23 protein-coding genes are annotated in these 22,048 nt (G+C 68.2%); 7 read left to right on the top strand and 16 right to left on the bottom strand.

Annotated features, from left to right (window positions below):
- Positions 1-84: 84 nt before the first annotated feature.
- A complete protein-coding gene (locus M2335_RS13350) occupies positions 85-636 on the top strand; it encodes a hypothetical protein (protein ID WP_181558892.1) in 552 nt (183 codons plus the stop codon).
- 218 nt (positions 637-854) lie between these two features.
- On the opposite strand, the gene smc is transcribed toward M2335_RS13350, so the two are convergent.
- From smc to M2335_RS13330, 4 genes are all read right to left on the bottom strand, one after another.
- Positions 855-4,295, bottom strand: coding sequence for a chromosome segregation protein SMC (gene smc, locus M2335_RS13345; protein ID WP_264594996.1), 3,441 nt, complete (start codon positions 4,293-4,295; stop codon positions 855-857).
- 99 nt (positions 4,296-4,394) lie between these two features.
- Positions 4,395-5,132, bottom strand: a complete 738-nt coding sequence (locus M2335_RS13340) for a DsbA family protein (protein WP_264594995.1) — start codon at positions 5,130-5,132, stop codon at positions 4,395-4,397.
- A 58-nt stretch (positions 5,133-5,190) separates the two neighbouring features.
- Positions 5,191-5,946 (bottom strand): DsbA family protein, encoded by a 756-nt coding sequence (locus M2335_RS13335; protein ID WP_264594994.1) that lies wholly within the window; start codon positions 5,944-5,946, stop codon positions 5,191-5,193.
- Between the two features lie 28 nt (positions 5,947-5,974).
- Complete coding sequence (locus tag M2335_RS13330; protein WP_413714801.1) at positions 5,975-6,571, bottom strand: DUF721 domain-containing protein; 597 nt, start codon at positions 6,569-6,571, stop codon at positions 5,975-5,977.
- Between the two features lie 26 nt (positions 6,572-6,597).
- Between M2335_RS13330 and mutY the strand changes: the two genes are divergently transcribed.
- Both mutY and nudC read left to right on the top strand, forming a co-directional pair.
- The gene (gene mutY / locus M2335_RS13325) at positions 6,598-7,719 is read left to right on the top strand and encodes an A/G-specific adenine glycosylase (RefSeq protein WP_264594993.1); all 1,122 of its coding nucleotides are present in this window, start codon (positions 6,598-6,600) and stop codon (positions 7,717-7,719) included.
- Positions 7,706-8,632 carry an NAD(+) diphosphatase gene (nudC, locus tag M2335_RS13320; RefSeq protein ID WP_264594992.1) on the top strand — a complete coding sequence of 309 codons (927 nt, stop codon included), beginning with the start codon at positions 7,706-7,708 and terminating at the stop codon, positions 8,630-8,632. Before mutY ends, nudC begins: the two co-directional genes overlap by 14 nt.
- Here nudC and M2335_RS13315 read toward each other — a convergent pair.
- A complete protein-coding gene (locus M2335_RS13315) occupies positions 8,629-8,820 on the bottom strand; it encodes a hypothetical protein (protein ID WP_264594991.1) in 192 nt (63 codons plus the stop codon). The genes nudC and M2335_RS13315 overlap by 4 nt on opposite strands.
- A 15-nt stretch (positions 8,821-8,835) precedes the next feature.
- On the bottom strand, positions 8,836-9,348 hold the full coding sequence (locus tag M2335_RS13310; RefSeq protein ID WP_181558900.1) for a hemerythrin domain-containing protein: 513 nt from the start codon (positions 9,346-9,348) through the stop codon (positions 8,836-8,838).
- A 199-nt stretch (positions 9,349-9,547) separates the two neighbouring features.
- Here M2335_RS13310 and M2335_RS13305 point away from each other — a divergent pair, with 199 nt between their 5' ends.
- Both M2335_RS13305 and M2335_RS13300 read left to right on the top strand, forming a co-directional pair.
- Positions 9,548-10,891, top strand: coding sequence for a TldD/PmbA family protein (locus M2335_RS13305; RefSeq protein ID WP_264594990.1), 1,344 nt, complete (start codon positions 9,548-9,550; stop codon positions 10,889-10,891).
- The gene (locus tag M2335_RS13300) at positions 10,878-11,702 is read left to right on the top strand and encodes a 3'(2'),5'-bisphosphate nucleotidase CysQ (protein ID WP_264594989.1); all 825 of its coding nucleotides are present in this window, start codon (positions 10,878-10,880) and stop codon (positions 11,700-11,702) included. The genes M2335_RS13305 and M2335_RS13300 overlap by 14 nt, the downstream gene beginning before the upstream one ends.
- Before the next feature lie 25 nt (positions 11,703-11,727).
- Here M2335_RS13300 and M2335_RS13295 read toward each other — a convergent pair whose 3' ends face one another.
- Genes M2335_RS13295 through crtY form a run of 5 tightly spaced genes read right to left on the bottom strand, consistent with a single transcriptional unit; the run spans position 11,728 to position 16,158 of the window.
- Positions 11,728-11,898: a hypothetical protein gene (locus M2335_RS13295; RefSeq protein ID WP_181558903.1), complete on the bottom strand. Its 171-nt coding sequence runs from the start codon at positions 11,896-11,898 to the stop codon at positions 11,728-11,730.
- 57 nt (positions 11,899-11,955) lie between these two features.
- Entirely contained in the window at positions 11,956-12,924 is a 969-nt protein-coding gene (locus M2335_RS13290; RefSeq protein ID WP_264594988.1) for a phytoene/squalene synthase family protein, read from the bottom strand.
- Between the two features lie 8 nt (positions 12,925-12,932).
- The gene (locus tag M2335_RS13285) at positions 12,933-13,523 is read right to left on the bottom strand and encodes a TIGR00730 family Rossman fold protein (RefSeq protein WP_181558905.1); all 591 of its coding nucleotides are present in this window, start codon (positions 13,521-13,523) and stop codon (positions 12,933-12,935) included.
- Positions 13,520-14,998 (bottom strand): phytoene desaturase, encoded by a 1,479-nt coding sequence (locus M2335_RS13280; protein WP_181558906.1) that lies wholly within the window; start codon positions 14,996-14,998, stop codon positions 13,520-13,522. The genes M2335_RS13285 and M2335_RS13280 overlap by 4 nt, the downstream gene beginning before the upstream one ends.
- Positions 14,995-16,158, bottom strand: coding sequence for a lycopene beta-cyclase CrtY (gene crtY, locus M2335_RS13275; protein WP_264594987.1), 1,164 nt, complete (start codon positions 16,156-16,158; stop codon positions 14,995-14,997). The genes M2335_RS13280 and crtY overlap by 4 nt, the downstream gene beginning before the upstream one ends.
- A gap of 176 nt (positions 16,159-16,334) precedes the next feature.
- Between crtY and M2335_RS13270 the strand changes: the two genes are divergently transcribed.
- Together M2335_RS13270 and M2335_RS13265 are read left to right on the top strand one after the other, a co-directional pair.
- On the top strand, positions 16,335-17,120 hold the full coding sequence (locus tag M2335_RS13270; RefSeq protein ID WP_264586716.1) for a sterol desaturase family protein: 786 nt from the start codon (positions 16,335-16,337) through the stop codon (positions 17,118-17,120).
- Positions 17,117-17,668, top strand: coding sequence for a DUF2141 domain-containing protein (locus M2335_RS13265; protein ID WP_264594986.1), 552 nt, complete (start codon positions 17,117-17,119; stop codon positions 17,666-17,668). Before M2335_RS13270 ends, M2335_RS13265 begins: the two co-directional genes overlap by 4 nt.
- Before the next feature lie 12 nt (positions 17,669-17,680).
- Here the strand turns inward: M2335_RS13265 and M2335_RS13260 are convergent, their stop codons facing one another.
- The 5 genes from M2335_RS13260 to M2335_RS13240 all read right to left on the bottom strand — a co-directional run bounded on the left by M2335_RS13260 (position 17,681) and on the right by M2335_RS13240 (position 22,045).
- A complete protein-coding gene (locus tag M2335_RS13260; RefSeq protein ID WP_264594985.1) occupies positions 17,681-18,247 on the bottom strand; it encodes a hypothetical protein in 567 nt (188 codons plus the stop codon).
- 14 nt (positions 18,248-18,261) lie between these two features.
- Positions 18,262-18,813 (bottom strand): demethoxyubiquinone hydroxylase family protein, encoded by a 552-nt coding sequence (locus M2335_RS13255; RefSeq protein ID WP_264576392.1) that lies wholly within the window; start codon positions 18,811-18,813, stop codon positions 18,262-18,264.
- Complete coding sequence (locus M2335_RS13250) at positions 18,810-19,301, bottom strand: disulfide bond formation protein B (RefSeq protein WP_264586719.1); 492 nt, start codon at positions 19,299-19,301, stop codon at positions 18,810-18,812. The genes M2335_RS13255 and M2335_RS13250 overlap by 4 nt, the downstream gene beginning before the upstream one ends.
- A gap of 8 nt (positions 19,302-19,309) precedes the next feature.
- A complete protein-coding gene (locus M2335_RS13245) occupies positions 19,310-20,659 on the bottom strand; it encodes a S41 family peptidase (protein WP_264594984.1) in 1,350 nt (449 codons plus the stop codon).
- A 108-nt stretch (positions 20,660-20,767) separates the two neighbouring features.
- The gene (locus M2335_RS13240; protein ID WP_264594983.1) at positions 20,768-22,045 is read right to left on the bottom strand and encodes a murein hydrolase activator EnvC family protein; all 1,278 of its coding nucleotides are present in this window, start codon (positions 22,043-22,045) and stop codon (positions 20,768-20,770) included.
- Between the last annotated feature and the right edge of the window lie 3 nt (positions 22,046-22,048).

Below are 22,048 nucleotides of genomic sequence, written 5' to 3'. Positions count from 1 at the left end.
CATGTGAACGTTGCACAACGGAGGCTTAAGCTGCCGGTAACCAGGCAGGGCATAGTCTCTAAGACGTAAATGATGGAGGCAGCATTGGGTCAGCATTCCAAGCCGACTGACGGGGCCGTAACCCTCGCGGAACTGCGCGAGTTCGCCTCCTTCCCGGCTGCAACGCAGCGTTACATCCGCCGCTCTCTTGATGTCGCCTTCCATCGTGGCGCGCCCATGGAAACCTGGGGCCGCGACGTTGTCGAGGCAGCGAGTATCAAGGCGCAGAGCCGGCTCTATGGCCGGCTGGACGAGATCAAGGCGCGGGTGCCCGATGATAGCGGGCTGGATCAGGTCGAGCCGTTCATGGCGCCGCTGGTCACCGTCTCCGCCTTCGACCTTGGCCAGAACCGGCTGAACAGCTTCTCGGCCTATCGCTTCCTCTACGAGCGTCTCATCGGCGCAGGGTCGCGCCCCTGGCTGCCCGGCGCCTTCTGCGCCGCCGCCAGCCTGCCGCACCTCCATCCTGAACGTCGGCGAGCGTTGCTCCAGTCGATCAGCGAAGCCGCCGCCACGGCTGCGGGCTGGTCGAGCCGCGAGCCGAGCTTCTACCCCGAATGGGTAGAAAAGGTGGATGTGAGCAAGGAGCCGCATTGAGGGCGAGGGTGCCGCTGGTTCGGGCGACCTGACGGTGCATTCAAAAACGTCGTCACCCCGGACTTGATCCGGGGTCCCGCTACCTTCTGGACTTAAGGGCGCAAACGCGTTCCGGCAGTCCCGACCCACGCATCACAAGAAGCTGGACCCCGGATCAAGTCCGGGGTGACGAAGTGGGGGGCGGCGGCCCTATTCTTATGCGGCGTCATCCGCGTCGCTCACTCCGCCGCCAGCAAATCCTCAGCCGCCTGCAAATCCACCGAGACCAGCCGGCTCACACCCTGCTCGATCATCGTCACCCCGAACAGCCGGTGCATCCGGCTCATGGTAACAGCGTTGTGCGTGACGATCAGATAGCGGGTCGCAGTATCCTGCACCATCCGCTCCAACAGTCCGCAGAAGCGCTCGATATTGGCGTCATCCAGCGGCGCATCGACCTCGTCCAGCACGCAAATCGGTGCTGGATTGGTTAGAAAGAGCCCGAAAATAAGCGCGACTGCGGTGAGAGCCTGCTCGCCACCCGAAAGCAGGGTAAGCGTCGTCAGCCGCTTGCCCGGCGGCTGGGCGAGGATTTCAAGGCCAGCCTCCAGCGGATCATCGCTCTCGATCAGTTCCAGATGCGCGCTGCCGCCCTGGAAGAGCGTGCTGAACAAGCGCTGGAAATGGCCGTTCACGGCCTCGAAGGCTGCGAGCAGCCGTTGCCGTCCCTCGCGATTAAGATGGCCGATGGAGCCGCGCAGCTGGTTGATCGCGGTGGTGAGTTCCTCGCTTTCGGCGCGGCTCCTGGTCTGCGTCTCCTCCAGCTCGGACAGTTCCGAGGCGGCGACGAGATTGACCGGGCCGATCCGCTCGCGGTCCAGCACCAGCTTGTCATAGCGGGCCTGCTCTTCGGATGCGGCTACGACCTCCTCGCTCGCGAAGCCAAGCTTGCTCGGCAGCACGGGCGGCGGGCAGGAGAAGCGCTCGCCGCAGGCCTGACCGATTTCCCGGCGGCGCGCGACGGCATGTTCGGCGCGCGCCTGCGCTCCGGCCCGCGCTTCGCGGGCGGTGGAGAGAGCTTCATTGGCATTGGCGAGCGCCTTCTCGGCGGTGGCCAATGTGGCCTCGGCCGCGGCTTCCTCGCTGCGGCTGCGCTCGACGGCGGCCTGATGGTCGCGAGCGGCCTGCGTCAGGGCGTCGAGTTCCGTCGTCAGCGCTGCGGGCCGATCGCGCAGCCCGTCCAGTTCGCTGGCCTGTGCTTCGGCGCGGGTCTTCATCTCGGCGACGCGGCGCACGGCATCGCCAGCGCGCGCCTTCCAGCCCGCCACGTCGCTGCGGATCGCCTTCACGCGCTCCTCATCGGCAGCCAATGCTCGCTCGGCCATGGCCCGCTCGGCCTGCACCTGACCGATCGCGGCCCGGCACCGTTCCGCGCTGGACTTGAGCAGATCGACGCGCGCAGCGGTGTCGTCACCGGCCGGGAGCGCATCATGGGTAGCCTGCGCGCTCTCCAACTCGCGCTCGGCGGTGGTGAGATCGGCAGAGGCTTCCTGATGGCGCCGGTCGAGGTCCGCGCGCTGGCCAGCAAGGCGCTCCAATGCGGTCGCCACTTCGCCGAGCGTGCGCTCCGCCCCGCGCAGGGCCGTATCGGCAGCGCTCATCGCCTCGCGGGCAGCGCGCTCGTCGGTGCCGGCCTCGCGCAGCGATGTCTCGGCGACGCCCAAGGCCTGTTCGGCAGCGCTGACCGTGGCAGCGACGGCAGGCCGCTCCTGCTCGATGGCCGCAAGGCGGTTGATGCGGATCAGCCGCTCGGCTGCTGCACCGCCGCCTTCCTGCGCCACAAAGCCGTCCCAGCGCCGCAATTGTCCGTCGCGCGTGACAAGGCGCTGGCCGACCGCAAGCGGCTGGCCATCATCCTGCTCGACCACGGCGATCTGCGCGAGGCGGCGGGCCAGCGCCTCGGGCGCGCGGACATGGGCAGCGAGCGGCGCGCATCCATTCGGCAAAGCAGGGTCGCGCGCATCGATAGCGGCGCCGCTCCAGCGTGCCAGACCCTGCGCCCCGAGCGCGGCTTGCAGATCATCGCCCAGCGCGGCGGCCAGCGCATGCTCATAGCCGGGGTCGACGCGCAGGGCGTCGATGGCGCGATCGCTACTGCCCTGTGTCTCCAGCCCGCGTGCCAGTGCCTTGGCTTCGCTATCCAGCGCGGCGACGGTGGCGCGGGCAGCCGCGAGCGCGCGCTGTTGCTCGGCGACCGCCTGCGTATGCGTCTCGCGCGCCTGCGCGGCGGCGGCGATGCGCGCCTCGGCATCGGTGCGCCCGGTGAGGGCATCGGCCTTGGCCTGCTCGGCCTCGCGCTGGCGGGTGGCGAGCGGCGCGGCATCGGGCAGGGCGGCGAGGGCGGCAGCGATGCGCTCGGCCTCGCTGCGAGCGCGGGCGAGCTTCTGCCGCGCGGCATTCAGCCCAGCCTCGGCAACCCGGCGCTCGGCCTGCTCACCGGCCAGTCGCGCCATGGCCTGCGCCAGCGCCACCTCGGCATCGCGGCTGGCCGTCTCGGCCTCCGCGAGGCGCGTGACGAAGGCCGGCAGTGTCGTCTTGGCCGCCTTGATCCGCTCGGCAAGCGTCGCATCCTCGGCCTGCAGCGCCTCGATGGCATTGGCGGCATCGGCGGCAAGCGCGCCCTCGCGCTGCTGATCTTCGCTCACGCGGGCGAGCTGGCTTTCCAGCTCGGCGATCCGGCGCAGCAGGGTATCGCGTTCGCCTGTCAGCCGCTCCAGCGCGAAACGGGCCTCGGTCGCGGCCTCCCGGGCCTCGTTGGCGGCCGTGCGCGCGCGTGCCAGTGTCTCGATGGCGGCCTGCTGATGAGCGGCGGCGCCCAGCTGCGCCTCCTGCGCCACCCGCACCAGAGCCTCGGCCTTCTCCGCATCCTGCGCGGCACGGTCGGCTTCGGTCGCGGCCTCGCGATGGCGGGCGAAGAACACGCGTCCCTCGGCCAGCACGATCTTTTCGCTCAATTCCGTGTAGCGCTCGGCGGCCCGCGCTTGCCGACGGAGCGCATTGGCGCGCACGTCCATTTCGGCAAGGATTTCATCCAGCCGGGCGAGATTGGCCGCGCTCGCGCGCAATTTCTGCTCGGCATCCTTGCGGCGCACATGCAGGCCGGCGATGCCCGCCGCTTCTTCCAGCATCGCGCGGCGCTCGGCGGGCTTGGCGGCGATGACGGCGGCGATCTTGCCCTGGCTGACCAGTGCCGGGCTGTGCGGACCGGTGGCGGCATCGGCGAAGAGCAGCGCGACATCCTTGGCGCGCACGTCCCGCCCGTTGGCGCGATAGGCGCTGCCCGCGCCGCGCTCGATGCGCCGCATGACTTCCAGCTCGCCATCGCTGGCCATGTCGATCGCCGGCAACACAGTGCCAGGCGGCACGCTGGCGAACAGGCCGACTTCCGCGAAATCGCGCGCCGGGCGAGTGGCGGTGCCGGCGAAGATCACATCGTCCATGCCGCCGCCGCGCATGGATTTGGGGCTGGATTCGCCCATCACCCAGCGGATCGCCTCCAGCAGATTGGATTTGCCGCAGCCATTCGGCCCGACGATGCCGGTCAGCCCCGGCTCGATCCGCAGCTCGGTCGGCTCGACGAAGCTCTTGAAGCCGGTCAGCTTGAGGCGGCGAATCTGCATGGCTTAGCGGGCAGGGCGGCCCAGCCGGCCTGACCCAGCCTGCGAGGCGGTGCGCCGTCTGACGCCCGCTCCGATGCTATGGCCCCCCAGCCTCGCCAATCAGGCGCCTGCGTTCTTCAGCTGCTCGACGAGCTGCGGCCAGGTCGACACATTGTCGAGCTTGCTGCCGTTCATGATGAAGCTCGGCGTGCCGGTGATGGAATATTGCGCCGTGTCGCGCTCCACATTCGCAGCGAGCGATTCGGCCGTCTTGGGGTCGGCCAGGCACTGGCGGGCCTTCGACTCAGGCACGCCGCGCTCCATGGCGAACTCGATCAGCCCGGCAGCCTCGGCCATGCGCTGGAAGCGCTGATCCGGCGCGGCCGACATCGCGTTCTTATACGCATCCTCGCCGGCGGACTGCAGCTTCTCGATGATCGCCTGCTGATTGGTGAAGAACTGATGGGTCAGCGGGAAGAAGGCTTCCGGTCCCGTGCAGCGGGCCAGCATGGCCATGCTGATGTCCAGCGGGTTCATCACGAAGTTGCGGAACTCGAAGCTGACCTGGCCCGTGTTCACATAATCGCGCTCGAGCACATCCTTGGATTCCTCGGAGAAGTGCGCGCAGTGCGGGCAGGTGTTGGATGCGAACTCGATGATCTTGATCGGCGCATCCGGGTTGCCCATGCGGATGCCGCCCTCGGGCGTGGCGACGACCTGCTGCGCCCATGTGGTCCCCGCCGGCGCGGCTTTGCCTTCCACCTTGCCGATGGGCGCGCTCGAGTTGCTGTCCTGAGAGCCGCAGGCAGCGAGAGCCAGCAGAGCGAGGGCGAGCGGGGCGGTAGCAAGGCGTTTCATGGGACGGATGGGCCTCATCGATCGGGGGACGGAAAGTGGCTGTGCGGGCCGGTCTAGCTCACTTGCCGGACGCGGGCAATGGCGGCAGCAGGGGGCGCAGCGCGTCCCACGTATGCACATTCTCCAGCGGTTTGCCGTTGAGCAGGAAGAAGGGCGTGCCGGTGAATTCCTTGAAGGTGCCGGCGCTGGAGGTCAGCCCGAGCACGGTCTTGAGCATCGCCTCGTCGGCCAGGCATTTGCCCTGCGCCGCCGGTGTCAGGCCGCGCTTGGTGAGGAGCGGGCCGAGCCCGGTGCCCCCGGCGATGGCGGTCAGCTGCGCGGCGCGATTGGCGGCCGGCGGCTTGCCTTCCTGCGCCTGGGCAAAGCTCTGCGCGCGGGTCATCCAGGCCTGATAATCGGCGAACATCGCCTCATGATTGCCAACGAACCGCGTCGCGCCGCCGCAGCGCGCGAGCAGCGCCGCCGTCAGGTCGAAGGGATCGCGCACGAAATTGCGCAGTTCCAGCGAGACGAGGCCGCGCCGGATCCACTGGGCCTTGAGCGCGGGCGTTCCGGTCGCCTGAAAATCCGCGCAATGCGAGCAGGTGTAGCTCAGATATTCGACCAGCTTGGTGGGCGCCGCCGGATTGCCGACCACGAAGGCGCCGTTCGCACCCAGCGTTACGGTCTGGCTCCAGTCGCGCGCCGCGCTGCGCTGCGCACTGGCGGGGGCTGGCAGCAGCAGGGCGAGGGCAAGCGTCAGCGCCGCAAGGCACAGGGCACCCAGTGCGGCGATCTGTCGGGAGACGGACGAAGCTGGCGAGATGACGGTCATGGGCATGGTCCCGTGGTGGAAATTTGGCTTAGCTGATCTTGGGGGGGCGCACAGGGTTGGAGAAGCTGCGCGCCATTGATTCGAGCACGGTGCGCAGTTCCGGGTCGCTCACTTCGCGCAGGCCCTCGCCCAGCTCCTGGGGGATCGGGCGCAGCATCGTGGGCGGCGGGCGATGCACCGGCTCACGCGGGATGACCTGGCCCTGCTTGATGGCGACGCGGGAGACGGCCTCATAGCCGAAGAAGCGGTTCACCCGCTCGATGATCTCCGGCACGATATGCTGGACCATCGGCGCATGGCCGCTGGCGACCGTCAGCTGCAGCGTCCCCCCCGAGCGCTTGCCGGTGGGGAAGCGGATCGAGTCGGGGCTGGTCAGCTCCGCATAGCGCTTGCCGACAATCTCGGCCCAGCGCGTGACGATGCTCGATTGGATGAAGCCGAATTTGCGGAAGGCGGCCCGGCCAATGTCCGGCATGAGATCGGAAATCGCGCGGGGCGCGTTGATTCGCGGGCGTTCCTGCGGCGGCATCTCGGCCTTGCCGGCCCCATTGGCCTTGCGCGCGGCCGGGCGTTTGGCCCGGCTGGCCTTTGTGGGCGCCTGCGCATCTGGGGTGGCTTCTGTCATGGCTGCGTCCATGCCATAGGCACGCCATGGCCGTCGATGGATTAATCGCAAAGCGGGGGATGGAAGAGGCGGTCGCTCCGGCGCTGCTCGCGCATTATCGCCGCCATGCGCGCGCACTGCCCTGGCGCAGCCCGCCCGGTGCGCCGCCGCCGGACCCGTACCGCGTCTGGCTCTCCGAAATCATGCTCCAGCAGACGACGGTGGCGGCCGTCGCGCCTTATTATGAGCGCTTTCTGGCGCGCTGGCCGACGGTCGAGGCGCTGGCGGCTGCGGAGGATGGCGATCTGATGGCCGCCTGGGCAGGTCTTGGCTATTATGCCCGCGCCCGCAATCTGCTAGCCTGCGCGCGCTATGTCGCAGGCGCGCTGGGCGGGCGTTTCCCCTCGGACGAGGCGGGCTTGCGCGCTCTGCCTGGTGTCGGCGCCTATACGGCGGCGGCCGTCGCCGCCATCGCCTTCGAGCAGCGCGCCGTTGTGGTGGATGGCAATGTCGAGCGGGTGGTGAGCCGGCTGTTCGCGGTGGAGACGCCGCTGCCGGCGGCCAAGCCGATCCTGCGGGCGCTGGCTGACCGCATCACCCCGCAGGCTCATGCCGGCGATTTCGCGCAGGCCATGATGGATCTGGGCGCCACGGTCTGCACCCCGCGCAATCCCGCCTGCCTCGCCTGTCCGCTCTCGGAGCTTTGTGCCGCGCGGGCAACGGGCGATTCGGCCCGCTATCCGCTCAAGGCCGCGAAGAAGGCGCGCCCGACGCGCAGCGGCACCGCCTGGTGGGTCGAGACCCGCAATGCTGTCTGGCTGGTCCGGCGGCCGGACAAGGGCCTGCTCGGCGGAATGCTGGCGCTGCCGACCAGCGACTGGAGCGAAGCGCCAGAGGCTCTGCCGCATGCGCCTCTGGCGGGCAGCTGGCAGATACTCAACCAGCCGGTGCGCCATGTGTTCACCCATTTCGCGCTCGATCTGCGCGTGGCCATGCTGCGGATCGAGAATGGGGCCGATCCCGCCGTGCTTGCCAGCGCCCTGGGGCCGGGCCAATTGTGGCCCCTCGACACGCTGGCCGATGCGGGGCTGCCCACCGTCTTTGCCCGGGCGGCGCAAGCGGCACTGGACGCCAGAGAGCAGGAGAATGCGCATCATGACCCGGCCTGATCTGCCCGCGCGGCAGGCAATCACCTTCACCGGCGGCACGCTCGACCGCGCTGATCAGCTGCGCGTGCACCCCGACCGGCTGGCCGGGGCCTGGGCCGATCCGCGCGCGCGCATCGTGCAACTCGATGGGCTGGACCCGGTGATCGAGCCGGACGGCACGCTCGCCAGCGAGCCGGTGCCGCCCGGCGCTGTGCTGGCCGACCACGCCCTGCTCGGGCTGCGCGAGGACGGCACGCCGGTTTTCGTCCCGCTGCTTGTCGAGCACAGCGTCGAGCCCCCGAGCTTTCCCGCGAAAGTGTGGGACATCATCCCGCAGCTCACCATGGCCGAAGCCGCGCATTATGCGGCGGCGCGCAGCCTGGTGGACTGGCATGATCGCCACCGTTTCTGCGCACGCTGCGGCGGCGATACCCATCCGATCAAGGCCGGATGGGCGCGCCGGTGCAGCCGGTGCAGCGCGGAGCATTTTCCGCGCACCGATCCGGTGGTCATCATGCTGGCGGAATATCGCGGCAAGGTGCTCATCGGGCGCAATCCGCGCTTTCCTGCCGGTCGCTTTTCCGCACTGGCCGGCTTTGTCGAGCCGGGCGAGACCATCGAGGAAGCGGTGCGGCGGGAGCTGTGGGAAGAATGCGGCGTGCGCACCGGGCAGGTCGACTATCTGTTCAGTCAGCCTTGGCCGTTCCCCTCCCAGCTCATGGTCGCCTGCATCGCGCAGGCCGATGATGACGCGTTGACGCTGGATGAGGAGGAAATCGCCGAGGCCATCTGGGTGAGCACTGATGATGTCAGGGCCGCTCTGGCCGGGGAGGAGGGCGCTAGGTTCCTGCCGCCATCCGCCATCGCGGTCGCCCATCACATGCTGCGCTACTGGTTGGAGAGCAGACAGACGGAACAACCGCCCGCCGCCTAATCGCGGTGCCGCAGCATCCAGTCACCAGATTGCTCGCTCTGCGCCTGCCGCAAGGCCGCATCTCGGCCCAGTCCGCCAAAGCGCGGCAAAATGATGCCGAGGCGGGTGCGCTCGGCATCATTGGGGTGCGGCGCCGGCGCGGCGGCGTCCTTATCGGAAGGTTCGAACAATGAAAACGCCGCCGACATGCCGTTTCGTCCCGGTCAGACGGCCGAAACGCTGAGCGTGCGCGGCTCTGCCGGGGGCAGGCCTTCGCTCTTCGCCTGGGCCAGCAACTCTTTCTTGCGGGCGAGCATCCGGTCGCGCAACTCGACGAGGTCGACGTCGGTCTTGCGGCACTGGGCGAACATGCCCTTGGAGGGCTGTTCCTCCTCCTTGACGTGGTGCTCGATCTCTTCCGAGAGCACCTTCACCTTGGCATCGTAGAAATCTTCCTGCGGAGAGCCGGCCTCGATTTCGTTGATCAGCACCTTCGCGCCGTCATGCTCGACATAGGCCTCATCCATGAGATCGTCTTCGATCTTGCCGCGAAAGGCCGGATAGAAGATTTCCTCTTCCAGCATGGTGTGGATCTTGAGTTCGGTGCAGATTTCCCGGGCCAGCGATTCCTTGCGGCCGGCCGCATTGGCCTTTTCGAACTTCTCGAACAGATCCTCGACCGTGCGATGATCCGCTTTGAGCAGGGCAATCGCGTCGGTGAATGTTTCAGTCGCCATGAGATGCTCCTGTGGGTTGATGTTATCAACAAAAGGATCGGCGAGGCCTGGTGGTTCCCTATAAAAAATGTTGCTGTCCTCCGTTCGTCGCAAAGCGGAGCGACTGGTCGGAAGGCACCTGACGCAGCCGCATTGCGTCGCCTCGCCGCGGGAGCTAAAGCGCGGCCTTTCATCAGACATCATTCGGACCGCGTCTTTCATGCTCAGCCTTAACGAAGCTCTCGATCGCGCCCGGTCGCTGGTCACTGCGGCCCGCAAGGCGGGCGCGGATGCGGCCGACGCCGTCTATGGCTGCGATGCCTCGTCCGGCGTGACGGTGCGGCTGGGCGCGCTGGAGGATGTCGAGCAATCCGAATCCGAGCATTTCGGCCTGCGCGTGTTTGTCGGCCAACGCTCGGCCAGCGTCGCTTCATCGGACCTGACGCCCCGCACGCTCGAAACGCTGGTCGAGCGCGCCGTGGCCATGGCCCGCGAGGCGCCGGAAGATGCCTATGCGGGCCTCGCGCCCGAGCAGATGCTGATGCGGCGCCGGCTGCCCTCGCTCGATATCGAGGATGATGAGGAGCCGACGCCGGCCCAACTGCGCGAGAGGGCGCTGGCGGCGGAAGATTCGGCGCGCAGCGTGCTGGGCGTCACCAACAGCGAAGGCGCCGGTGCGGGCTTCTCCCGCGCGCAGGCGGCGCTGGCCACCAGCCACGGTTTTTCGGGCGCTTATGCCGGGACCAGCCATTCGCTCTACGCCAGCGTGCTGGCGGGTGAGGGCGCCGCGATGCAGCGGGACTTTGCCAGCCACAGCGCCCGGCATCTCGATGATCTGGAAGGGCCGGACAGCATCGGCCAGCGCGCCGGCGCGCGCGCGGTCTCGCGGCTCAACGCGCGCCGGGTGCCAAGCGGCACGATGCCGGTGATCTTCGATCCGCGCGTGGGTAACAGCCTGATCGGGCATCTGCTCGGCGCCATCGCCGGGCCATCGGTCACCCGCAAGGCGACCTTCCTGCTCGACAGCCTCGGCCAGCGCATTCTGCCCGAGGGGCTGAGCGTCATCGACGATCCGCTGCGCGAGCGGGGCCTGCGCTCGCGCCCGTTTGATGGCGAAGGACTGCCAACTGGGCGGCGGCGCCTCATTGATGACGGCGTGCTGACCGGCTGGATGCTCGACAGCGCCTCAGCCCGCCAACTCGGGCTCGATCCCACCGGCCATGCCACGCGGGGCGGTGGCTCGCCCGGGGTCGGCGCGAGCAATGTGCATCTGGAAGGCGGCACGGCCAGCGTGCGCGATCTGTTCGCAGACGTGAAGCGCGGCGTGTTCATCACCGAACTGATTGGCCAGGGCGTCAACGGCGTCACCGGCGATTACAGTCGGGGCGCCTCCGGCTTCCTGATCGAGAACGGCACGGTGAGCCACGCCGTGTCTGAAATCACCATCGCGGGCAATCTCAAGGAGATGTTCGGGCGGATCATCGCTGCGAACGATCTTACCTTCCGCCGCGCCATCAACGTGCCCACCCTGCGCATCGACGGGATGACCGTTGCCGGGGAGTGAGCCCCCCACTCTGAATCTTCTGGCCGATATTCTGGCCATAGCCGACGCTGCCGGCCAGATGGCCATGCGTTTCTGGGAAGCCGGCGCGCCCATGCACGGCCATTGGGAGAAGCGGCCCGGCGAGCCGGTGAGCGAGGCCGATCTCGCCGCCGATGCGCTGCTGCGCACACAGCTTGGCGCGCTTCTGCCCGACGCCGCCTGGCTCTCCGAGGAAAGCGCGGAGACGCCCGGACGCGCTGAGGCCCGGCGCGCGTGGATCATCGACCCCATCGACGGCACCCGCGATTTCGTGCGGGGCCGGGCCGGCTGGGCGGTCTCGGTCGCACTGGTCGAGGACGGCGTTCCGACTGTCGCGGTGCTGACCGCACCGGCGCGCAACGAGCGTTGGTGGGCGGTGCGCGGCGCCGGTGCCTGGCGGGAGCGCACGGGGGCACAGCCCGAGCGGCTCGCCGTGGGCGATCATGCCACGCTCTCGGGCGCACGCGTGCCGCTCGATCATCTGGGCGGCATCGATATCGACTACCGCATGGTCGCCAAGCCCAACAGCATCGCGCTGCGCATGGCGATGGTGGCGGCCAATGAAGCCGATCTGGTAGCCGGCCTGCGACGCGGCGCGGAATGGGATTTGGCGGCCGCGACTCTCATCGCGCAGGAAGCCGGCGCCCGCGTTACCGATGCGCTGGGCGAACCCATCATCTTCAACAAGCCCGACCCCTATGTGACGGGGATGCTCTGCGCCGTTCCCGCCCTGCACGATGCCGGCCTGGGCCGGCTGCGCGCGCGGGCGCTCAGGCTGCTCAAGCAGGGATGATCGGCTTGTCTGGGCGCGGCTGCGCTCAGGCCTTGAGCCGGACGACCTGCCGCAGCCGCGATTCGCGCGCCAGACCCAGATAGGCCTCGACCAGACGATCGTGCATCAGGCGCTGTGCGGGCTCCGCGGCGACTTGCGCCAGACGGCGATGTTCGTTGGCGCGGTTGCGGTAATAAGCGTGACGTGACGGAATCATGCATGTCCTCCCGCCTGCCTCTTCAGCAGATCGCGCCCATGCAGAAATTGATCGGGATCAAGCCTCCGAAATGCGCGCGCTCTGGCGGGGCCGGTTCCACAGCGATGGATCACGCGGCGCGGGGGAGTAGAGGCTGGTGCGCCGACCAGCCTGCGTGCCGGCGCGGAGCAGCCAGCCCAGCTTCTCCGCCTTGCTGGTGAACAGGCGCCGACGCAGCGCCTCCTGCGGGTCGGCGGCGACCTTCCGGGCAATGCCTCCATAAATGCCCGCGGCTGCCAGCACCGCCCATGCCGAGCGGAACGGCAGCTTTGGGGTGCCATGCCGGGCACTGTCTTCATAGCGCGCCGCCATCGCCGCCACGCGCCCCGTGACCGCCGCGAGGGCCGGGCGCTGCTCCGCCGCCATAGGGTCGGCCGGGTCGATGCCAGCCTCGATCAGCCAGTCCGCGGGCAGATAGCAGCGCCCGCCTGCCGCATCCTCGGCAACATCGCGGGAGATATTGGCGAGCTGGAAGGCCAGCCCCAGATCGCAGGCGCGGTCCAGCGTGGCCTCGTCATCGGGCGCGACACCCATCACAATGGCCATCATGCAGCCGACCGCACCGGCGACATGGTAGCAATAGCGCAGCAGATCGTCCTCGGTCTGCGGTCGCCAGCCCTGCGCATCGAGCGCGAAGCCTTCGATGAGATCGTCCATATAGCGGCGCGGAATCTTGCATTCCGCCGCCACCAGCGCCCCGCCGGCAAAGGCGGGATCATCCAGCCCGGCCTGCCCCGCCAGAGCGCGCTCGGTCCGCGCGCGGATGTCGGCCAGCCGGGCCATGGGGTCGCCGGTCGCCTGCATGGTCCCGCCATGATCCTGCCCGTCGGCAATGTCATCGCATGCCCGGCACCAGCCATAGAGCAACCACGCCCGCTCGCGCGTCTCCCGGTCGAACAGCCGCGAGGCCGTGCGAAAACTCTTCGACCCGCGCGCAATGCTCTCCTGCGCAAGACCGACGAGGGCAGGGCGTTGCTCGACCGACATTTAGCCTCTCAAAGCCGGTCGACCTTCATCGCGAAGATCGTCTCATGGGGCGTGTAGGCGGCCATCGCGTCCAGCAGGTCGTCCAGCGTCTCGCGGGCGATGAGGATGTTGGCGTGGGGCGGGCGGATGAAGCCGGTTTCGATCATCTGGCGATTGAAGCCGATCAGCTGATCGTAGAAGCCGCCGGTATTGAGCAGTCCGACCGGCTTGTCATGATAACCGAGCTGCGCCCAGCTCACGGCTTCCCACAGCTCGTCCATCGTGCCGACGCCGCCCGGCAGGGTCACGAACCCATCGGAAAGCGTGGTGAACAACGCCTTGCGGCTGTGCATATCCGGCACGACGTGCAGTTCGGTGAGGCCGCGATGGGCGACCTCGGCATTCACCAGCGCCTCGGGGATCACACCGATCACCTCGCCGCCGGCCGCCAGCGCGGAGTCCGCAATGGCGCCCATCAGTCCGACCTTGCCGCCGCCATAGACGACGCCGATGCCGCGCCGGGCCAGCCCGGCGCCGACCGCGCGGGCCGTCTCCATGTAGATCGGGTCGGGTGGGGTGGCGGAGCCGCAATAGACCGCCAGCCGGTTGAACGATGTCATGCCAGATCCTCGAGCATCAAAGCCGCCGTCGCGCGGGCCGAGCCGACGACGCCGGGAATGCCGGCGCCCGGATGGGTGCCGGCGCCGACGAAGTAGAGATTGTTGATCACATCATCGCGATTGTGGGTGCGGAACCAGGCGCTCTGGGTGAGCAGCGGCTCCAGGCTGAAGGCGCTGCCCAGATGCGCGTTGAGATCATGGGTGAAGTCGCTCGGTGCATAGGAGAACTGGACCTTGATGCGCGAGCGGATGTCCGGGATCAGCCGGCGCTCGATCTCGTCGAGAATGCGCCCGGTGAGGATCGGCCCCACCTCGTTCCAGTCCACCGGCAGCTTGCCCTGATGCGGCACCGGCGCCAGCGCATAGAAGGTCGAGTGGCCCGGCGGCGCCAGATCGGGGTCGGTGACGGTCGGGTGATGCAGGTACAGCGAGAAATCCTGCGAGAGTACGCCATGGTCGAAGATGTCGGTCAGCAGCTCCTTATAGCGCGGGCCGAACAGGATCATGTGGTGCGGGATGCCCGGCCAGGTCCCCTCGATGCCGAAGTGGACGACGAACAGGCTGGGGCTCCAGCGCTTGCGGAACAGCTTGGCGCCCTGCCGCTGGCCGCGCGGATGGTCGGCCAGCAGGTCGGCATAGCTGTGCATGATGTCGGCATTGCTTGCCACCGCATCGGCCTCAATATGCAAGCCCGAGCGGGTGACCACGCCGGTCGCGCGATCACCCACCGTCTCGATCTTGGCGACCGGATCGCCGAGGATCAGCGTGCCGCCCAGCCGCTCGAAATGCGTGACCATGCCGCGCACCAGCGCATGGGTGCCGCCCTTGGCGAACCAGACGCCGCCCTGCTTCTCCAGCTTGTGGATCAGCGCGTAGATGGCGCTGGTCGTCATCGGGTTGCCGCCGACCAGCAGCGTATGGAAGCTCAGCGCCTGGCGCAGCTTCTCGTTCTTCACGAAGCTCGAAACCATGGAATAGACCGAGCGCCACGCCTGATGCTGGGCGAGGTCCGGCGCGGCCTTGAGCATCGACTTGAAGTCGAGGAAGGCAACATGCCCCAGCTTCTCATAGCCCTCGCGATAGACCTCGGCGCTATAGGCGAGGAAGCGCTGATAGCCGGCGATGTCGGCGGGATCGAGCTTGGCGATCTCGCGGTTGAGCGCGGCATCGTCATTGCCATAATCGAAGGTCGTGCCGTCCTGCCAGTGCAGGCGGTAGAAGGGGCTGACCGGCAGCAGCGTCACGTCCTGCGCCATGTCGTGGCCGGTCAGGCGCCAGAGCTGGGCAAGGCAATCCGGGTCAGTGATGACAGTCGGCCCGGCATCGAAGGTGAAGCCCTCCTTCTGCCACATATAGGCGCGGCCGCCGGGCAGCTCGCGCCCTTCGACGATGGTGGTGGCGATGCCCGCCGATTGCAGGCGCAGGCCGAGGGCAAGGCCCGCAAAACCGGCGCCGATGACGATGGCTGTCTTCATCCGCGTGTCGCTCCAAGGGCTGAAATGGCTCGGCTGACGGGAACAGGAGGCTTCCCGGTCAGAACGCGCAGCTTGTCGAAAAAGCTACTCTGCCCGGCATAAAAGCGGGCGATGAGGGATGGGTCAAGCCGGTAGAAGCGCGCCAGCACCCGCCAGCGCTCCTGCGGCTCGGCGGCGCGGAAGAGCAGCCGCGAGAGCATCCGGTAATAAGCCTGGCCCCGCCAGTGCGCGGCGCCGCGCGCGCGCATCGCCTGATGCAGGGCCGGGCCGGAAAGATCGTCCATCGCCGCGATGGCGAGCGCGTTGCGCACCGCGTCCGGCAGCGAATAGCCGGTGAGTGCGTGGAAAAAGCCGCCGCGCAGTCCGGCCTTGGCGACGCCGGGGGACTCGGCCTCCCACAGCCGCGCGAAATCGCCGCCCATGCACACAGGCAGCACGCCGGTCTCGCTATGGCCGCGCGCCGCGCCCTCCCAGCCCTGCGCCTGGGCATAAGCCGCAATTCTCGCCGCGAGCACGGGCTCATCCAGCGCCGGGCCATCGGCATAATAAGTGTCTTCGATGAACAGCTCGGTGGGGGAGAGGGGCAGGGTGTAGACGAAGCGATAGCCGTCCTGCTGATCGACGGTTGCGTCCATGATGATCGGTTCGGCAAGGCCGTGGGGGGTATGACACAGCCAGCTCGCCCCGACGAATTTCTGATAGCCCAGCTCCAGCGCGCTCATGTCGCCCGGCCCGCGTGCGTCGATGACACCGCGCGCCTCGATCACGCGTCCATCGGCCAAAGTGACGCTGTTCGGCGTGAGCGCGGTTGCCGCCCGGTCGAACAGCAGGTCGCCCTCCGGCATAGCGCGGTGCAGACGCATCCCCAGCCGCTCGCTGGTCAGCGTCGCATAGCTGCTCGGCAGGCGCCTCACCTGACCCGGGAAGCGCACGTCATAGCCGCCCCAGCCATGCACGATCAGCGGCTCGATCAGCCAGCGATCGGCGGACGCGACATCCTCGGCAAAGCAGGACCAGAGCTGATTGCCGCCAGCCCGCGCGGCTTCCTCGATCACCACGACGCGCAGCTCAGGTCGCCGCGCGCGCAGGGCCAGCGCGATCAGGCTGCCGGCAAGGCCGCCGCCGACAATGGCCAGATCGATAGGTCGTGCGCCTGTCATCCGCGCAGCCCTAGCCGAGGGGGAGACGCTTGGCTATCGGCCAGTGATGCGTGAACGATGCCCGAAGGGGCGGGGGAACTTATCCCTGCGCTTGGCGAGCGACCGGCGCGAACGCTTTACCGATTATCGTTTCCCTCGCAGGCGGGGCTCCCTATAGCATCGCCATGCAGCCCGCGATGCTGATCCTTGCGTCCATTCTGGCGATGTCCGGCATCATCGCGGTGCGTTACCTGCTTTCCAGTGGCGGGTTCGCGCTGGCGACCCGGATGACACGCCCCGGCCATTATGCCGGGCTGCGCCGGCAGATCGGCGCGGAAATCCGCTGGTCGCTCCTTTCGGCGCTGATCTTCGGCCTGCCCGCAGGGATCGTCGCTTGGGGCTGGCAGAGCCACGGCTGGACGCTGATCTACACCGATGTCGATGCCTACCCGCTCTGGTATCTGCCGATCTCGGTGCTGCTCTATCTCGCCGCGCACGATACCTGGTTCTACTGGACGCACCGGCTGCTCCACCGCCCGGCCTGGTTTCGCGTCGCCCATGCGGTGCATCACGCCAGCCGGCCGCCCACGGCCTGGGCAGCGATGAGCTTTCATCCGTGGGAAGCGGTGACCGGCGCGGTCGTCATTCCGTTCCTCGTCTTCGTCATTCCCATTCATGTTGCGGCACTGGGGGTGGTGCTAACGGTGATGACTGTCATGGGCGTCACCAATCATATGGGCTGGGAGATGTTCCCGCGCTGGCTGGTCAACGGCCCGGCCGGGCGCTGGCTGATCACCGCGTCTCACCATGAGAAGCATCATGAGCAATATCGCTGCAATTACGGCCTCTATTTCCGCGTGTGGGACCGGCTGTGCGGCACGGATCGCGGCCTGTCTCCCCGGTTCGCGCCGACGCCGGCGGGAGGCTCCGCCACCATGCCGCACAATGATGACCCCGCGCCGGCAAGGGATAATGCTGCATGATGTTCTTTGACGGTGCCGACCATGGTCTGGCGCGTCGTATTGCCCGGCCACTGATGTTGGCCGGCCTGCTGCTCTCGCTCGGCACGCCGACCCTGGCGCTGGGCGAGGATGGCGCGGCCACCGTCCGCACCGCCGATGCGGTCGTTCCGGCAGCGGCGGGCCTTGCACCGGCCACGGGCCAGATCGACGTGCGGTTCGAGGGCCTGCGCTCCAGTCGCGGTATGTTGCGCGCCTGCCTGACCAAGGACCGCTCCTATTTCCCCAAATGCGAGAAAGACCCGCTCGCCCTCACGGCCAGCGTCGCGGCGGGCGACCATGCCCAATTGCTGTTCGCACGCGTGCCACCCGGCGACTATGCGCTGCTCGTCTTCCACGATGAGAACAGCAACAGCCGGCTGGACACGATGCTGGGCATCCCGCGCGAGGGGGTCGGCTTTTCGCGCAACCCCCGCCTGCGCTTTGGCGCGCCGGGTTTTGAGTCCGTCGTCCTCACCGTCACCCCCGGCGCGGCGAAGCAGACGGCGGTGAAGCTGCAATATTTCCTGTAACGCCTCGCGCGATCAGGGCGTGACGGTCGGGCCCTGCTGCTGGGCCTCACGCTGCGCCTTGAGGCGCGCGGCTTCCTCATCGGCCTTGGCCTGCGCTTCGATCTGTGCGGATTCCGCATCGAGATTGCCGAGCCGCTCCTCGCGCGCCTTGGCGACGGCATCGGCCCAGGTGCCGGAACCGAGCATCTTCTCGCGCTCCTCACGGGCCGCGCGCGCGATCTGCGTGAAGCAGCCGGTGAAGCCCGCCGATCCGGTGGGCGAGCAACTGTCCGTGCCGGACGCGCCGACATATTCGATCGACCTGGCCCGATTGGCCCAGCTTTGCACGGCCGGGCTGTTGGGATCGGTGCGCAGTTCCTTGGGGATGCGGTAGCGATCATTGTCTGGCATCCGCGCACAGACGACGATCTCGTCGCCCTCGCTCGCCGGGCAAGGGTCTTCGCCATAGACGAACACCTGCTTCACCTTCGCGACATCCTCCGGCCCGGCGGCGGCAGCTGGAGCGGCCGGGGCCGCCTGCGCCAAAGCAGGGACCGCAAGAGCGAGGCTGAGGGGGAGTGCAAGGACGAGGGCACGCATCGACAGGTTCCTTCTTAAATCCGCTTCGAGAGGGCAATGGCAGCGCGGCAGCCAAGCCGGATTGCCCCGAAAAGCAAGGGATAGGCAGGCGCGGATTCTGCGCCATGGGCAATCGCGGCATCGCGATGCTCGACTTCTTCGGCCTGGAAGTCCGTGATCGCTTCGGTCAGCGCCGGGTCATCCTCGCCGATCTCCTTGAGCTGCTGCCCGTAATGATCGTCGATCTCGGTCTCGATGGCGGCGGTGCAGGCCATCGCCGCGCGCGGGCCGATGAGCGCGGTCGCGGCGCCGAGCGCAAAGCCGGCGACATGCCAGAAGGGCTGCATCAGCGTGGGGCGCACGCCGCGTTCCACCATCATCGCGTCGAAATGCGCGCGGTGCCGCTCTTCCTGCGCCGCCATACCGGCAATCTCGCGGCTGATCGGATGACGGTCGCCCAGCACGGCGAGCTGCCCGGCATAAATCCGCACCGCGCCGTATTCGCCGGCCTGATCGACCCGCAACATCGAGGCGCGGTCCGCACGGCGCTGGCCGGGACGGGGCGAGACGCGCGCGCTGTCGGTCATGACCGGCTCCATTTGAGGACCAGAACAAGGATCAGCAGCGCCCCGCCCAGCGAGAGGATCGCATTATAGCCAGCGAGCGAGATGCCGAACATGGACCATGGCGCGACATCGCAGCGCACCAGCGTGGCCGACATGATCGAATCCAGCATCGACTGGCCGGAAGACGTGTCCATGGTCGCCGTGCAACTGGTCAGGCCCTGCCACCAGCCATATTCGACGCCGGCGTGAAATGCGCCGATGGCGCCGCTGGTCGCGATGGCTAGCGCCGCGAGCATGGTGAACATCGCGCTCATCGGCGCGGTACGGCGCAGGGCAATCGCGGCAAGGGCAGCGATGATCGCGCCCAGATGCGGCCAGCGCTGCCACATGCACATTTCGCACGGGAACAGCCCGCCGACATGCTGCGAGAGCAGCGCGCCGCCCAGCAACAGGGTCGGCAGCATCACCGCCACGAACCGGGCGAGCGACAGGGAGGCGTCACGCGACATCGGTCTGCTTACCGCCGTGGCTTCGTCGCCGGGGCTGCCGCCATTTGCGGCGTTCCGTTCAGGCGGCCGAGAGTCTGCAGCGCGTAATGGAGCTGGAAGTCCTCAACGCCCTGCTTCTTGAGATCCTCCGCCGTCGCGGTGAAGCGCGGGTCGGGGTTGCTGTCCGCCTCCAGCTCCGAGCGATCCAGCTTGGCCTCGTTGATGAGGTGACGGCGCAGGTCGCTTTCGCGATATTTCGGCCGCTTGGCGTAATCGGGGTCGGAGAGCTGCGGCACCAGAATATCCGGCTCGATGCCGCCTTCCTGCACCGAGCGGCCTGATGGCGTGTAATAGCGCGCCGTGGTGAGCCGCAGCGCCGTATCCTGCGAGAGGGGCAGCAGCGTCTGCACGCTGCCCTTGCCGAAGCTGCGCTCACCCATGATGAGCGCGCGCTTCTGGTCCTGCAGGGCGCCGGCCACGATCTCGGAGGCGGAAGCCGACCCCGCATCGATCAGCACGACGACGGGCAGGCCCTGCGCATCATCGCCGGGCCGGGCATAATAAGGCCGGGTGTCGCCGCGCTGGCGGCCGCGCTGCGAGACGATCTCGCCGCGCTCGAGGAAGGCGTCGGAAACGCGCACGGCTTCGTCGAGCAGGCCGCCGGGGTTGGAGCGCAGGTCGATCACATAGCCGATCGGCTTGTGGCCAAGCGACTTGTCGATGCCGCGAATGGCGCTCTGCACGTCGGCCCCGGTGTCGGCGGAGAAGCTGACGATCTTGATGACGCCGACATCACCCTTCACCTGCCATTTGACCGGCTTGATATCGATGATCGCGCGCGTCAGTTCCACGTCGAACGGCTCGGTGCGGCCTTCGCGGGCGATGGTGAGCTTCACCTTGGTGTTCGGCGCGCCGCGCATCTTCTCGACTGCTTCATCGAGCGTGCCGCCATAAATCAGCTTGCCGTCGATATGCGTGATATAGTCGCCGGCCTTGATGCCCGCGCGCGCGGCGGGGGTGTCGTCGGTCGGCGCGATCACCTTCACCACGCCTTCGTCCATCGTGACGGAGAGACCCAGGCCGCCATAGCTGCCCTCGGTCTGGGTGCGCAAATTCTCGAAGGAGCGGACATCCAGATAGGCGCTGTGCGGATCGAGACTGGAGAGCATCCCCTCGATGGCGCCCTTGATCAGCGTCGCATCATCGACCTGCTCGACATAATTGGCGCGCACCCGCTGGAACACGTCCATGAACAGATCGAGCTGTTTGTAAGTCTCGCCCTCGGTCTCCGTGACGGCAGAGGTCGACGCGGGAATGAGCGCGATGGCGCCCAGGATCGCGGCGGAACGGAGAAACAGAGTGCGGCGGGCATTGGCCATGGAGACGCTTTCGACAAAAATGCTGTCCCGACCTATAGCAGGAACAACGGTTCTGCCTAGGTCGCACGCCAGCGTAGCGAAGATAGCGTTACGCGCTGCTGAACGGCTTTAGCGGACAAGGGCGGCGATATCGACAGCGCGGTCCTGCTGGCGCAGCTCGATGATGAGGCGGGCCGGATCGCTGCCGGTCGCGCCGACCGGATCGCCCTGGCGCAATAAGTCTCCCGGCGCCACGCTCAGCCGGTCGAGCCCGGCCAGCAGGCTCGTCCAGCCGCCGCGATGTTCCAGGATGACGATCTTGCCATAGCCGCGAAACGGCCCGGCAAAGGCGACTCGCCCCGCCGCTGGCGCGATGACCGCGGCGCTGGCTGCGGTTGCCATGGTGATGCCCCGCGCGCGCACGCCGCCTGCGCTCAATTCCCCGAAGCCGGTGACGATCTCGCCGATGGCAGGCAGGCGATAGGGTGGCGCTGGGGTCTGGCCTGCGGCAACGCTCGGCCGCTCGGGTGCCGGAGCGGCGCTGTTTTGCGGACGGGCCGGCCGGGGCATCGGGCCGGGCAGGCGCAGCAACGCCTCCTGCACCTGCGCCGCATCGCCGATCCGGTCCATCAGATCGCTGATATCGCGGGCCTGCTCGCCCATGGCGAGAGCGCGCTCGGTCTGCAGGCTGGCCTCCGCGCGCAATTGCCGGGAGGCGCCGCGCTGGCGCTGCTCAAGCGTGCTGAGCGCGGCCTGCTGCGTCTTCAGCCCGGCGCGGGTGCGGACGAGGGATTGCGCCGCCGCCTCCGCGCTGCGCTGCAGATCGGCACTGCGCGCAATGGCACCCCGCAGATCCTGCGTGGAGGCAGTGATGGTCGGCAATATCTGCGCGAGCGCGATGCGGCGATGCACCGCCTCGCTGATCGTGCCGGGCGCGACCAGTGCGAGCACCGGCGAGCGCCGGGCCAGTTGCTGCAGGGCGGCGGTCAGTCGGACGATCGGTTGCTGGCGGGTGGCGAGCTGGCGCCGCTGCTCGCGCTGGCGCGTGATGATGATCGCCATGCGTGCCTCGCCCGCGCGCAGATCGGCCTCGCTCTGCTGGATGCGGGCGGCGAGCGCGGCGATCTCGTTGCGGGTCTTGTCGGCTGCGGCGGAGGAAGCGCGGGCACGGGCTTCCAGGGCTTCGCCACGCTTGCGAGCTTCCTCGCCCTGCGCGCGGGCACGGGCGAGGGCAGCCTGCTGCCGGGCGATCTCCGCCTGCGCGGCCTGCGGTGCCGGATTGCGCTGGGCAGAGAGAGCCAGCGGTGCCGCGATGGCGGTGATGAGCAGGGCAGCGGTGGCCAACATCACTGGCAGGGACGGTCGCAGTGCCAGTGGCCGGCGCAGTCGGGTCCAGCTCGCCGCCACCAC

Origin of the sequence: Sphingobium sp. B12D2B, from assembly GCF_025961775.1 — a bacterium.
GTDB lineage: Bacteria > Pseudomonadota > Alphaproteobacteria > Sphingomonadales > Sphingomonadaceae > Sphingobium.
Note: the sequence above shows the minus strand (reverse complement) of the source record. Positions and strands in the feature narration are given on the sequence as shown.